Here is a 13002-nt window from a genome sequence, read left to right as displayed (position 1 = left end):
CACGCCGTGTCAAAGCTCGCGAGACAGTGCCCGCCTCAGCTTGGCGATCGCGACCCGTTCGACGGACTTGGGTTCGTTGACTGGCCCCATGGCGCTGACCTCCCGGCCTGTCGCGACATGGATGGCCGAGCATTTGAGGTAGGGGCCGTTGCGGGTGAACTCGACGATGACCTCTCCGAGGTCGTCGCCCGTCGTCATGCGGCGACGGGTCGGCGCGCCACGTTACAGTGGGCGAACAGCTTGTCCATCGCCTGGACCAGATGATCCATCATGGCGTCGGTGTGGTTCGGCGACGGCGTGAAACGCAGGCGCTCGGTCCCCTTGGGCACAGTCGGATAGTTGATCGGCTGAACATAGACGCCGTACTCGTCCAGCAGCATGTCCGAGATCATCTTGCAGTGGACCGGATCACCGACGTGGACCGGCACGATATGGCTCTCGCTTTCCATCACGGGGATGCCGGCCGCGGCGAAGCGGGCCTTGAGCGTCGCGGCGCGCTCTTGATGCTGGACGCGCAGTTCGGGGTGGGCCTTCAGGTGACGAACAGAAGCCAAGGCGCCAGCGGTCAGGGCCGGCGGCAGCGAAGTGGTGAAGATGAAGCCCGAGGCCCAGCTGCGCACCGCATCGATGATCATGGCGTCGGCGGCGATATAGCCGCCCATCACGCCGATCGCCTTGCCCAGGGTGCATTCGATGATGTCGATCTGGTCCAGCACGCCGTCGCGCTCGGCGACACCCGCGCCGGTTTCGCCATACAGGCCAACCGCATGGACCTCGTCCAGATAGGTCAGGGCGCCGTATTTCTTGGCGAGCGCAATGGTGCCGGCCAGATCGGCGATGTCGCCGTCCATCGAATAGACGCTCTCAAACGCGATCAGCTTGGGCGCATCGGCCGGCGCCGCCGCCAGCAGGGCCTCCAGATGCGCCAGATCGTTGTGCATGAAGACGTGACGCTCGCCGCCGCCGTGACGGATGCCGGCGATCATCGAGGCATGGTTCAGCGAATCGGAGAAGGTGATCAGGCCCGGAAGGATCTTCTGCAGGGTCGACAGCGTCGCCTCGTTGCCGACGTAGCCCGAGGTGAACAGCAGGGCCGCTTCCTTCTGGTGCCAGTGGGCCAGCTCGGCTTCCAGATCGACGGCCGAACGCGTGGTGCCTGAGATGTTGCGCGTGCCGCCGGCGCCGGCGCCCACCGCGTCGATCTCACTATGCATGGCGTCCAGCACGACGGGGTGCTGGCCCATGCCGAGATAGTCGTTGGAGCACCAGATGACGACGTCCTGTTCGGAGCCATCCTCGCGGCGACGCACAGCCTGCGGAAACTGACCGCGCACGCGCTTCAGATCGGCGAAGACGCGATAGCGTCCTTCGCTGCGAACCTGCTCAACGGAGCTATTAAAGGCGGCCTTATAGTCGAACAAACTACGCGTTCTTTCGCTTATGGCGATGTCTTTGCGTTGTTTGCTCTCCTGAAGCGGGCTTGTCCATGTCCGCCGCATGGACAAAACGCCCCAAACCCTTAATTGATAACGGTTCTCAGTATCGAGATTGATCAGCCCGGCTTGCGGAAGCGGTAGACGAACTGGTCTGTCTTGCCGCGGATCTTCTCGTCGAAGACGTTCAGGCTGTGGTCGTCTGCGGGATTGGCGACGGCCTGGCTCTCGCCCTCGAAGACAAAGCCGGCCGCCTCGACCTCGCGCTTCAGATAGTCGCCTTCGATGCGGTGCAGGGTCTGGACCGCCGAGATGCCCGTGCCGGGCGCGGCGTCATGGTCGATCAGGATGTAGCGGCCGCCGGGCTTGAGCGCCGCAAACACCGCCGCGTTCATCTTAGCCACGTCGGTGTTGAAGCCGGGGATATGGAAGTCGTGGTATTCCTGGCTCATGAAGATCATGTCCAGCGGCTCGGCGTAGGTCATCGCGTCCAGCAGGCCGTTGACGCGCGTCACGTTCGAATAGGCGGCGACAAGCGCATCGGCCCCCGCGTTCTCGCGCGCCATCGTCCGCTCGGGCACGAAGGCGTAGACCCGGCCGGTCGGGCCGACCACGTCGGAGAACAGCCGAGTGAAATAGCCGGCGCCGGGGCGAATGTCGGCGACCTTGTCGCCCGGCTCGAGTTGGGCGAAGGCGAGGATTTCGGCCGGGTGACGCAGCGGATCACGCGCGACCTCTTCGGCCGGACGTTTGGGATCGGCGACCGCCTCAGCATAGAGACTGGAATAGCCCGCCGGCTGCGCGTCGGCCGCCGGGGCGACGACGGTCCGCTCTCCGCCGTCCGAGTCGATGATGATGCAGCCGGACAGACCTGCCGCCAGGACCAGGGCCGTTGCACCCGCCGCCAATTTCTCGATCATTATCGTCTCCATCGAATTGTCGCGATAGGCTCGCATTTCGCCGATCCGCGCAAGCCGTCATCACGCACGAAACGATCCGACGCATCACGCGATTTGCGCACCGGTCGTTGCGGCGCTAGTCCGACGCTGGATTTTCCAAGGTTTCGCCATGCTTCCCTATCAGCCCGCCCCCTTCCCGCTCGCCCGTCCGCGCCGCCTGCGGTCCAGCCCGTGGGTGCGGCGGCTGGTGGCGGAAACGACCCTGACGCCGGCCGATCTGATCTGGCCGTTGATCGTCCATGACGGGACCGAGGATCGCGTCCCGGTCGCCTCCATGCCCGGCGTGTTTCGGCTTTCCCCCAAGGCGGCGGCGTCGGCGGCGGTCGAGGCGCGCGACCTCGGCATTCCGATGGTGGCTTTGTTCCCTAATGTCGATGGCGCGATCAAGGATGCGGTCGGCACGGGCGCGACCGACCCCGACGGCCTGATTCCCGACTGCATCAAGGCGATCAAGGACGCCGCGCCCGAGATCGGCGTCATGACCGACGTCGCCCTGGACTGCTACACCGACCATGGCCACGACGGGGTGATGGAGGGCGACCGCATCGCCAACGACGCTAGCCTGGACCGCCTGGCCGAACAGGCCTTCATCCACGCCCACGCCGGCGCCGATGTCGTGGCGCCCTCTGACATGATGGATGGCCGCATCCAGGCGGTGCGCGAGGCGCTGGAGGCGAACGGGTTTCAGGACACGCTGATCCTGTCCTACGCCGCCAAGTTCGCCTCGGCCTTCTATGGTCCCTATCGCGACGCCGTGGGCTCTTCGGCGATGCTGAAGGGCGACAAGAAGACCTATCAGATGGATTACGCCAACTCCGACGAGGCGCTGAAGGAGGTGGCGATGGACCTGTCGGAAGGCGCCGATGCGGTGATGGTCAAGCCGGGCATGCCGTATCTGGATATCGTCCGGCGCGTGTCCGAGACCTTCCGCGTACCCACCTTCGCCTATCAGGTGTCGGGCGAATATTCGATGATGCAGGCCTCCATCGCCAATGGTTGGCTGGACGAGGACCGAGCGATCCTTGAGACCCTGCACGGGTTCAAGCGCGCGGGGTGCGCGGGCGTACTGACCTATTTCGCACCGCAGGCCGCACGGCTACTGGGCTGATGGGCGTGGAGATCCGGCCGATCACGGAGGCCGACTGGCCGGGCCTGTGGCCGATTATCGAAACCGTCACTCGCGCGGGCGAGACCTATACCTATCCGTTAGACATGGACGAGGCGCAGGCGCGCGTGCTGTGGACGCTGCCCGCGCCGGGCGGAACCTTGGTTGCGGTTGAGAACGGCCAGGTGCTGGGCGTCGCCAAGATCATTCCGAACCAGCAGGGCAACGGCGCCCACGTCGCCAACGGCAGCTTTATGGTGGCGCCCGAAGCGCGCGGGCGCGGCGTGGCCCGCAGTTTGGGCGAAGCCGCGCTGGCTTTTGCGCGGGATGCCGGCTTCCGATCCATGCAGTTCAACGCCGTGGTCGAGACCAATACCGTGGCCGTGGCGCTGTGGAAGAAGCTGGGGTTCGAGATCGTGGGCACGGTTCCTGAAGCGTTCGATCACCCGACGCACGGCCCGGTCGGCCTGCACATCATGCATCGCCGGCTTTAGGCATCAGTCGCGGGGTTGCAGTCGCGCCGCCAGGCTGGAGGTGTCCCAGCGGTTTCCGCCCATGGCCTGAACCTCGGCGTAGAACTGATCGACCAGCGCCGTCAGAGACAGGCGCGCGCCGTTCGTGCGCGCCTCGTCCAGCACCAGACCCAGGTCCTTTCGCATCCAATCCACGGCGAAGCCGAAGTCGAACTCGCCTTTGGCCGCCGTCTTCCAGCGATTGTCCATCTGCCAGCTTTGCGCGGCGCCCTTGGACACGGCCTCATAGGCGGCGTCGGTGTCCAGTCCCGCGACCTGAGCGAAGTGGACGGCCTCGGCTAAGCCCTGGACGACGCCGGCGATGGCGATCTGGTTGACCATCTTGGTCAGTTGGCCTGACCCGGCCGGTCCCATATGTTTGATCGCCTTGGAATAGGCCTTCAACACGGGCTCTACCTTCGCCAGGGCGGCGGCATCCGCGCCGGCCATTACGCTGAGTTGTCCATTCTCGGCGCCCGCCTGGCCGCCCGACACCGGTGCGTCGATGAACGACTTGCCCTGCTCGTTCGCCAGTTCGGCCATTTCGCGCGCCACCTTGGCCGAGGTCGTGGTGTGATCGACGATCACGGCGGCCTCCGACAGATGCGGCAAGGCCTCGGTCACCACGGCGCGCACGTCCGCATCGTTGCCGACGCACAGGATGAACAGGTCGACGCCCTGCGCCGCCTCAGCCACCGTCGCCGCCGCCTTACCGCTCGTCGCCGCCGCCCAGGCCTCGGCTTTTGAGACAGTGCGATTGAACCCCGTCACGTGGTGGCCCGCCTCGATCAGATGACGGGCCATCGGGGCGCCCATGACGCCCAGGCCGGCGAATGCGATCTTCATGACAGGCTCCTTGATCCTGCCGTCGGACTAGGCCGCGCCGCGCCGGGGTTCAAGGTCAACGCCCGGTTAACCTTGGCCAGCCCACAATGGGACACCATTCGTCGGGGTGCGCGTCCATGTCCGTGAGCGATCGTCCGATCCTCATCAAGAAGGTCAAGAAGGTCTCCGGCGGAGGCCACCACGGCGGTGCGTGGAAGGTGGCCTATGCGGACTTCGTGACCGCCATGATGGCCTTCTTCCTGCTGATGTGGCTGATCAATACGACCGACCCGGAGCAGAAGCGCGGCATCGCCGAATATTTCGCACCGGCCAGCGTGTCCGAGACGACGTCGGGTTCCGGCGGCATTCTGGGCGGCACATCGCTGGGCGACGACGGCGTCAAGAGCGCCGGCTCGCAATCCGTGCTGGAAGAACTGGCGCCCGAGGCGCCCGCGACCGATCAGACGGGCTCCAGCCTGTCGTCCGCCAGCGACGCCGCTCTCCAGGCTGAAATCCAGAAGCGCGAGGCCGCCGAGTTCGCCAGCGCCGCCGAATCGCTGCGCCAGGCCATGCAGTCGATGCCGGAGCTGGCCGAACTGTCGAAACAGCTGATCGTGGACCAGACGCCCGAAGGGCTGCGCATCCAGCTGGTCGATCAGGAAGGCCGGTCAATGTTCGACAACAACTCTGCGCGCCCGAATGCGCGCGCCCAGGTGCTGCTGCGCGCTGTGGCTAAGGTGATCAACCAGTTGCCGAACCGCATCTCAATCACCGGACACACCAGCGCGGCGCCCGGCTCCAGCCGCGCCAGCGCCCCTGCGGACTGGACGCTGTCGTCCGAGCGCGCCAACGGCTCGCGTCTGGTGCTGCAAGGTTCGGGCGTCGATCCCGACCGGGTCTATTCGGTGGCGGGCAAGGCGGGGTCCGACCCGCTCTATCCGGACGATCCGACCCTGGCCGGCAACCGCCGCATCGCCATCGTGCTGTTGCGCGAGGCGCCGGTCCTGCCATCGGACACCTCGCTGTGACTCCGCTCGGCTGCAACGCGAACAGGCTTGCAGCCGGAACGCGGATGACGCCAAATCGCGCGATGAGCGTTGTGTCGTCGCAATATTGGCAAGATCGGATGCGGACTTGAGGCCGTGACCCAGCACGTACCGACCCGACAGCTTCGCTTCTTCATGACCTCGGTCGCGCCCTGCCCCTACCTGCCGGGCAAGACGGAACGGAAGGTCTTCGCCAACCTCCCCTTCTCGGACGGCGCGCACGTCAATGACGAACTGACGCTGGCCGGTTTTCGCCGCAGCCAGAACATCGCCTATCGCCCGGCGTGCGAGGCGTGCGACGCCTGTGTTTCGGTGCGGCTGCCGGTGCCGGAGTTCGCCTTCAGCCGTTCGCAGCGCAAGGTGTTGGCCCGCAACGCCGACCTTTCGCGCGACCTGGTCGAAGCCGAGGCGACAACCGAACAGTTCCAGCTTCTGCGCCGCTACCTGACCACGCGCCATCCGACCGGCGGTATGAGCGACATGGGCTGGCTGGATTACGTCGCCATGGTCGAGGATACGGCCGTGCGCACCCATCTGATCGAATACCGCCTGCCCTCCACCGACGGCGGGCCGGGCGATCTGGTCGCCGTGACCCTGACGGACCTGCTGAAAGACGGGCTGTCGATGGTCTACAGCTTCTATGATCCGACGATGGAGCGGCGCAGCCTGGGCCGGTTCGCCATCCTGGATCATGTGCGCCAGGCCGCCATCGTCGGCCTGCCGTTCGTCTATCTCGGCTATTGGGTCCAGGGCTCGGCCAAGATGGATTACAAGGCCGACTTCCGCCCGATGGAAACTCTCGGCAAGCTCGGCTGGTCACGCCGGGACGCCTGACGCGCCCTTCGCCGCAGCCGGTTCAAATCGTCATCGAAGCATCCTATGTGGGCGGCGACATTACGGAGCCGCGTCTTGCTGATTGTTCTTTCCCCGGCCAAGCGCCTCGATTTCACCGAAGCCGATGGGGCTATTCCCGGCAGCGACCGCCGGTTCGTCGAAGATACAGCCAGCCTGTCCAAGACCGCCAAGCGCCAGACCAAGGCGGACCTGCGTCGGCTGATGGGGATTTCGGACGATCTGGCGACCCTGAACGCCGCGCGCTTCAAGGCATTCGATCCAGAATCCACAGAGGGCGTTCAGGCAGCCTTCGCCTTTGCCGGCGATGTGTATGAGGGTTTGAAAGCGCGCGAACTGGACGCCGACGCCTTGGCGTTCGCCCAGAACCATTTGCGCATTCTGTCCGGCTTTTACGGCCTGCTGCGTCCGTTGGACCGGATTCAGCCCTATCGGCTGGAGATGGGCACGCGGCTGAAGACGCGTCGTGGGGCCAGCCTGTACGACTTCTGGGGCGACCGGATTTCCAAACAATTGAACGAAGACGCCGAGGGCCAGTCGGATCCGACGCTGGTGAATCTGGCCAGCCAGGAATATTTCGGGGCCGTCGATGCAAAGGCTCTGAAACTGCCTGTCGTCACGCCCCAGTTCCGGGAAGAAAAGAACGGCGAGAGCCGCATCATCTCCTTCTTCGCCAAGAAGGCGCGCGGGGCCATGGCGCGGTTCGCGATCGACGAGCGCGTGGAACGGGTCGCGGACCTGAAGGCGTTCGACCGGGACGGTTATGCGTTCGACAAGGCCGCCTCGACCGACGCCGAGTGGATATTCATCAGATCGGGAAATTCTTGATCCCGACATCGACCTCCCGCTAATCTCGCCAAAACAAACGAAGGGGCGGATTCATGTCGCAAGAGCCTAAGGACTCCACGGGCGCCGACAGTCGGGCGGCACGCGGTATCGGCGATCTGAAAGGGCAGGTCGCGGTCATCACGGGCTCGACCTCCGGCATCGGGCTGGCTCTCGCACGCGCCGTGGCGGAAGGCGGCGGTGAAGTCGTTCTGAACGGCTTGGGCGACCCCGCGGAGATCGAGCGCACCCGCGCCGATCTGGAGGCCTCATCCGGCGTTCGCGTCCTCTATCATCCGGCGGACATGACGCGCGGTGACGAAATCGCCGACATGATCGCCTTCGCTGAGCGCGAACTGGGACGCCTGGACATTCTGGTCAACAACGCCGGCATCCAGCACGTCGAATCCGTCGAGAACTTCCCCACCGATCAGTGGGAGAAGATCATCGCCATCAACCTGTCGTCGGCCTTTTACGCCACGCGCGCGGCGATCCCGATCATGAAGGCGCAGGGGCGCGGCCGGATCATCAACATGGCCTCTGCGCACGGTCTGGTGGCCAGTCCGTTCAAGTCCGCCTATGTCGCGGCAAAGCACGGCGTCATCGGCTTCACCAAGACCGCAGCGCTGGAACTGGCGCGCGACAACATCACCTGCAACGCCATCTGCCCCGGCTTTGTCGAGACGCCGATCGTGACCAAGCAGATCGCGGATCAGGCCCGTACGAGAAACATGACCGAGGAGCAGGTGCTGACGGACGTGATCCTGGCGGCCCAGCCGACAAAGCGGTTCGTCACGACGGAGGAACTGACCGGCATCTTCCTTTACCTGGTCAGCGACCTCGGCGCCTCGGCCAACGGGGCCAGCTTCTCCATCGACGGCGGCTGGACCGCGCAGTAGCAAAGGAAGGCGGCGGTCATGGCGATTTTCAAGCGCAAGACCGCCGAGGCGGCGGGCTCAGTTCCCGCCGCTCCTGCCCGACGGCCCATCTGCCTTGCGCTTCAGGGCGGCGGCGCACACGGCGCCTTCCAATGGGGCGTGCTGGATCGTCTGTTGGAAGACGATCGTCTGGATATTCGCGCGGTGTCCGGCGTCTCAGCGGGAGCGATGAACGGCGCGGCCTTGGTTTCAGGCCTGGCGTCAGGAGATGGCCGCGCCGCGTTGGACAAGCTCTGGCGAGAGGTCAACCAGTCCGGCGGTCGCAACGTCTTCGGCGACAGCGCGATCTGGACTGCGACGCGGACGCCCGACTGGATCAAGGACAACCCATTCTGGCGCGCGGGCGAGACGCTGGCCATGTCGATGAGTCCTTATGAATTCAATCCACTGAACCATAATCCTCTGAAACGGGTTTTGCAGGCCTCGGTCGATTTCCGCGCCGTCCAGGCCTCGGACATCCGGCTTTTCGTCGCCGCCACCGCTGTGCGCCAAGCGAAAGCGCGCATTTTCCAGACGAATGAGATCAACGCGGATGTCCTGATGGCGTCGGCCTGCCTCCCCCATCTGTTTCAAGCCGTGGAGATCGATGGGGAGCCCTATTGGGACGGCGGCTATCTGACCAATCCGCCGCTGTGGCCGTTGACCGGAGACGACACGCCGGACGACGTCCTGCTGATCACACTCAATCCGATGGTGCGCGACGAGACGCCGAAAAGCGCAGGCGACATCGTCGATCGGCTGAACGAGATCGTCTTCAACGCGCCGCTGGTCGCAGAACTGCGCGCCATCGCCCTCGCGGGTGAACTAATCGAACACGGGCAGTTGAAAGGCGGCGGCGCCGGACCTTATCGGCACGTCCGACTGCACGCCATTGAGGCGGACGGCTGGCTTTCGGACCTGTCGCTACGATCCAAGTTCAACACCGAATGGGGTTTCCTCAACGATCTGAAGGCGCGGGGACGTGCGGCCGCTGACGATTGGTTGAACGCGTGCGTGAGCAGCGTCGGACGCCAGTCCAGCGTCGATCTTCAGGCCCGCTTCGGCTAACCGACGAAGCCTGCGGCGCGTCGCAGACGGTCGTTGATGGCTTCACCCAGTCCCGTCGTCGGAATCGGCGACACGGCGATACCCGTCGGCCGTGTGCGGTCGGCCTCGCGCAGCAGTCGGAACAGATTGGCGGCGGCTTCGCGCAGGTCGCCCGACGGGCTCAGGCTCCAGCGTGGCTCGCCGGCTTCGGGGCCAAAGCCGAGCAGGATTTCGCCGTCACGCGCCGCGCCGGCCTCGATGCGAACCGGAGCATCCGGTGCATAGTGCAGGGTCAGTCGCCCGGGCGAACGATGCCCTTCTGAGCCCTCTTCAATGGCGCCGACGACCGCCTCGATCTCGGACCGGGTGATGGCGCCGGGACGAAGCAAGGCGACCCTTCCTCCCAGCACTGACACGACCGTGCTTTCCAGACCGACCTGGCAGGGTCCGCCATCGACAGCCGCTGAGACCGCAAAGCCCGTCTCCTCGACAGCATCGGGGAAGGTCGTCGGGCTCGGTCGGCCGGAACGATTGGCCGAGGGGGCCACGACCGGGCCGCCGAACGCCGCCAACACTTCTCTCGCCACCGGATGCGCCGGAACACGGATCGCGACGCTGTCCAGTCCGGCCCGCGCCAGATCGCAGACACTGCGCGTGTCCAGGACTGGCGTGATCAGGGTGAAGGGGCCGGGCCAGAAGGCGTCCGCCAAGGCAAGTCCGAGCGGGCCAAGCTCGCCAATCTTGGCCGCCGCATCGGCATCAACGACATGCGAAATCAGCGGATTGAACTTCGGCCGCCCTTTCGCGGCGAAGATGGCGGCGACCGCCTCGGCATTGCTCGCGTCGGCGCCCAGTCCATAAACGGTCTCGGTCGGCAGCAGGATCAGATCGCCGTTCGCCAGCGCCTGAGCGGCTTGCAGCGGCGTTTGGCTCACGGTCTGCGCGGGATGATCGGGATCATCCGGTGCAGCACATTGTCCCGATCAATGAACTGATGCTTGAGCGCCGCGATCACATGCAGGGCGATCAAGACATAGAGACCCTTCACCGCCAGTTCGTGCAGCCCCATCAGGCTGCGCGCCGTTTCGCGCCCGCCGCCGACGGGCAGCAGGGGCCAAGAGAAGAGGCCGAACCACTCGATCGCCCGCCCGCCCGCCGACGACGCGAGCCAACCGGTCATCGGAATGACGATCAGGGCCAGGTAGAACAGGACGTGCGTCGCGCGCGCCGCCACCTTCTGCCAGCGCGGCAAGGCCGATGGCAGAGGAATCGCCGGATGCGCCAGACGCCATCCGATCCGTGCGAGGGTCAGCACCAGGATCGTCAGACCCAGCGACTTGTGCAGCATGACGAACTGGCCCGAAATCGGCCCTTCCGTATTCTCATGCGCCGTGATCAGCAGCACCTGAGCCAGAACGGCGGCGGCGATGCCCCAATGCATCAGCAGGGAAACGACCGAATATCGATTGCGGGGCTCGCCCATGTCTTCCCTTCCGCGACGGCACGGCTTCACCATGCATTCAGCCACTTTGCACTGAGACGGGGCGCGTCGCCAAGACGCTTGCAGCGACAGGCCCCGACGCGGCACTTAGGCCGCAAAGACGATTGAGGAAACCCATGACCTATCGCGCGCCCGTTCGAGACCTGGCCTTCACTCTGGAATCCGTCGCCGGCATGGCCGACGTGGCCGCAACCGGCGCCTTTCCCGACTATGACGCCGACGTCGCCGGCGCCGTTCTGGAAGCGGCCGGCCAGTTTTCGGAGGAGGTGCTGGCGCCGCTAAACCGGATTGGGGATCAGAAGGGCTCGACCTACGCCAACGGCGCTGTCACCGCCGCGCCCGGATTCGCCGACGCCTATCGCCAGTTTGCGGCCGGCGGCTGGACCGGGCTGTCGGCTTCGACCGAAGCGGGCGGACAGGCCCTGCCCAAGGCGCTGGAACTGGCGGCCTATGAGACCGTCCATGCCGCCAACATGGCGTTCGGCCTATGCCCCATGCTGTCGCTGGCCTCGATCGAGGCGCTGGAGCAGGTCGGAACGGAAGAGCAGAAGGCCAAATATCTGACCAAGCTGGTCAGCGGCGAATGGACCGGCGCCATGGTGCTGACCGAGCCGGGCGCCGGATCGGACCTGGGTTCGCTGATCACCACGGCAACGCCGAACGGCGACGGGACCTATGCGCTGAACGGGCAGAAGATCTACATCACCTGGGGCGACCACGACGCGACCGACAACATCGTCCATCTGGTGCTGGCCCGCCTGCCAGACGCGCCCAAGGGCCCCAAGGGCATCAGCCTGTTCCTGGCGTCGAAGTTTGCGGTGAAGGAGGACGGCACGCTCGGCGACCGTAACGCCTTCCGCCCGGTCGGCGTCGAGCACAAGCTTGGAATCCACGCCTCGCCGACCTGCGTCATGAGCTATGAGGGGGCGACCGCCGAACTTGTCGGTCAGCCGAACCAGGGCCTGGCCCATATGTTCGTGATGATGAACGCGGCGCGCCTGGCCGTCGGCGTCGAGGGCGTCGGTATCGCTGAACGCGCCTACCAGCATGCCCTCGCCTATGCCTTGGACCGTCGTCAGGGGCGCTCGGTCTGGACCGGCGAGGCCAACGCCCCGATCTTTGACCATCCCGACGTGCGCCGCATGCTCAGCGTCATGAAGGCCAAGATTTCGGCGGCGCGCGCCGTGTGCCTGTCGACCGGCGTCGCCGCCGATCTGGCCCGCCACGCCGGGACCGACGAGGAACGCCGCCATTGGAAGGGACGCGAGGACCTGTTCACCCCGATCGCCAAGGCCTGGTCCACCGATATCGGCTGCGAGGTCGCCTCGATGGGCGTTCAGATCCACGGCGGCATGGGCTTCATCGAGGAGACCGGCGCGGCGCAATACTATCGCGACGCCCGCATCGCCCCGATCTACGAAGGCACCAACGGCATCCAGGCCATGGATCTGGTGGGTCGCAAACTGTCGATGGACGGCGGCGATTCTGCCAAGGCGCTGATCGCGGACATGAAGGTGACCCTGGTCGATCTCGGAAAGCTCTACAGCGGCAAACCGGTCGAACGGTTCGCCACCGCCATCGAGGCGGTCGAGGACGCGACCCTGTGGCTGCTGGATCAGAAGGCCGATCCGAACGCCGCGGCGGATGTGCTGGCGGCGGCCGACGCCTATCTGAAACTGCTGGGCGATGTGGCCGGCGGCTGGATGCTGGCCAAAGGCGCGCTGGCGGCCAAGGCGAAGCTGGACGCCAACGACGGCGATCCGGTTTGGCTGCAGGGCAAGCTGGACCTCTACGAAGTCTATGCCGCCAATGTGCTGGGCCACGTCTCCAGCCGTCTGGCGGCCGTGGGTCAGGGCGGCGACCTGCTGCGGCGCATGACGGTGGACGCGCTGGCCGGATGATCGGCGAAGCGTTTCTTCGTTTGACGTAGATGGGGCCGGACCTTCAAGGTCCGCCCTTAAAACAAGCAGGGAGCGTCCG

14 protein-coding genes are annotated in these 13002 nt (G+C 65.6%); 8 read left to right on the top strand and 6 right to left on the bottom strand.

Features of this window, described 5'->3' with window-relative positions; translation table 11 throughout:
- Positions 1 to 9 precede the first annotated feature (9 nt).
- From B3T77_RS10190 to B3T77_RS10180, 3 genes are all read right to left on the bottom strand, one after another.
- Complete coding sequence (locus tag B3T77_RS10190; protein ID WP_292079323.1) at positions 10 to 198, bottom strand: DUF6898 family protein; 189 nt, start codon at positions 196 to 198, stop codon at positions 10 to 12.
- Complete coding sequence (gene hemA / locus B3T77_RS10185; protein WP_017503921.1) at positions 195 to 1421, bottom strand: 5-aminolevulinate synthase; 1227 nt, start codon at positions 1419 to 1421, stop codon at positions 195 to 197. Before hemA ends, B3T77_RS10190 begins: the two co-directional genes overlap by 4 nt.
- A gap of 131 nt (positions 1422 to 1552) precedes the next feature.
- Complete coding sequence (locus B3T77_RS10180; protein WP_292079321.1) at positions 1553 to 2353, bottom strand: class I SAM-dependent methyltransferase; 801 nt, start codon at positions 2351 to 2353, stop codon at positions 1553 to 1555.
- A gap of 148 nt (positions 2354 to 2501) precedes the next feature.
- Between B3T77_RS10180 and hemB the strand changes: the two genes are divergently transcribed.
- Positions 2502 to 3500 carry a porphobilinogen synthase gene (gene hemB, locus B3T77_RS10175; RefSeq protein WP_292079320.1) on the top strand — a complete coding sequence of 333 codons (999 nt, stop codon included), beginning with the start codon at positions 2502 to 2504 and terminating at the stop codon, positions 3498 to 3500.
- Positions 3500 to 3991 (top strand): GNAT family N-acetyltransferase, encoded by a 492-nt coding sequence (locus B3T77_RS10170; RefSeq protein WP_292079317.1) that lies wholly within the window; start codon positions 3500 to 3502, stop codon positions 3989 to 3991. The genes hemB and B3T77_RS10170 overlap by 1 nt, the downstream gene beginning before the upstream one ends.
- A gap of 3 nt (positions 3992 to 3994) precedes the next feature.
- On the opposite strand, the gene B3T77_RS10165 is transcribed toward B3T77_RS10170, so the two are convergent.
- On the bottom strand, positions 3995 to 4855 hold the full coding sequence (locus B3T77_RS10165) for an NAD(P)-dependent oxidoreductase (protein ID WP_292079313.1): 861 nt from the start codon (positions 4853 to 4855) through the stop codon (positions 3995 to 3997).
- Between the two features lie 116 nt (positions 4856 to 4971).
- Between B3T77_RS10165 and B3T77_RS10160 the strand changes: the two genes are divergently transcribed.
- The 5 genes from B3T77_RS10160 to B3T77_RS10140 all read left to right on the top strand — a co-directional run bounded on the left by B3T77_RS10160 (position 4972) and on the right by B3T77_RS10140 (position 9542).
- The gene (locus B3T77_RS10160) at positions 4972 to 5862 is read left to right on the top strand and encodes a flagellar motor protein MotB (RefSeq protein ID WP_165116685.1); all 891 of its coding nucleotides are present in this window, start codon (positions 4972 to 4974) and stop codon (positions 5860 to 5862) included.
- 114 nt (positions 5863 to 5976) lie between these two features.
- Positions 5977 to 6714, top strand: coding sequence for an arginyltransferase (locus B3T77_RS10155; protein WP_242076476.1), 738 nt, complete (start codon positions 5977 to 5979; stop codon positions 6712 to 6714).
- Positions 6715 to 6789: 75 nt separating this feature from the next.
- Positions 6790 to 7560 carry a peroxide stress protein YaaA gene (gene yaaA / locus B3T77_RS10150; RefSeq protein WP_292079309.1) on the top strand — a complete coding sequence of 257 codons (771 nt, stop codon included), beginning with the start codon at positions 6790 to 6792 and terminating at the stop codon, positions 7558 to 7560.
- A 53-nt stretch (positions 7561 to 7613) separates the two neighbouring features.
- Positions 7614 to 8456 carry a 3-hydroxybutyrate dehydrogenase gene (locus B3T77_RS10145; protein ID WP_112862053.1) on the top strand — a complete coding sequence of 281 codons (843 nt, stop codon included), beginning with the start codon at positions 7614 to 7616 and terminating at the stop codon, positions 8454 to 8456.
- A gap of 18 nt (positions 8457 to 8474) precedes the next feature.
- A complete protein-coding gene (locus B3T77_RS10140; RefSeq protein WP_082503570.1) occupies positions 8475 to 9542 on the top strand; it encodes a patatin-like phospholipase family protein in 1068 nt (355 codons plus the stop codon).
- On the opposite strand, the gene B3T77_RS10135 is transcribed toward B3T77_RS10140, so the two are convergent.
- Both B3T77_RS10135 and B3T77_RS10130 read right to left on the bottom strand, forming a co-directional pair.
- Positions 9539 to 10456 (bottom strand): L-threonylcarbamoyladenylate synthase, encoded by a 918-nt coding sequence (locus B3T77_RS10135; RefSeq protein ID WP_292079304.1) that lies wholly within the window; start codon positions 10454 to 10456, stop codon positions 9539 to 9541. The two genes, B3T77_RS10140 and B3T77_RS10135, sit on opposite strands and share 4 nt — an antisense overlap.
- A complete protein-coding gene (locus tag B3T77_RS10130) occupies positions 10453 to 11004 on the bottom strand; it encodes a cytochrome b (RefSeq protein WP_137721589.1) in 552 nt (183 codons plus the stop codon). Before B3T77_RS10130 ends, B3T77_RS10135 begins: the two co-directional genes overlap by 4 nt.
- A 134-nt stretch (positions 11005 to 11138) precedes the next feature.
- Here B3T77_RS10130 and B3T77_RS10125 point away from each other — a divergent pair, with 134 nt between their 5' ends.
- Positions 11139 to 12923, top strand: coding sequence for an acyl-CoA dehydrogenase (locus B3T77_RS10125; protein WP_066551587.1), 1785 nt, complete (start codon positions 11139 to 11141; stop codon positions 12921 to 12923).
- Positions 12924 to 13002 lie beyond the last annotated feature (79 nt).

Source organism: Brevundimonas sp. UBA7838 (genome assembly GCF_002500885.1).
Lineage (GTDB): Bacteria > Pseudomonadota > Alphaproteobacteria > Caulobacterales > Caulobacteraceae > Brevundimonas > Brevundimonas vesicularis_C.
This window is presented reverse-complemented; position numbering and strand designations above follow the sequence as displayed.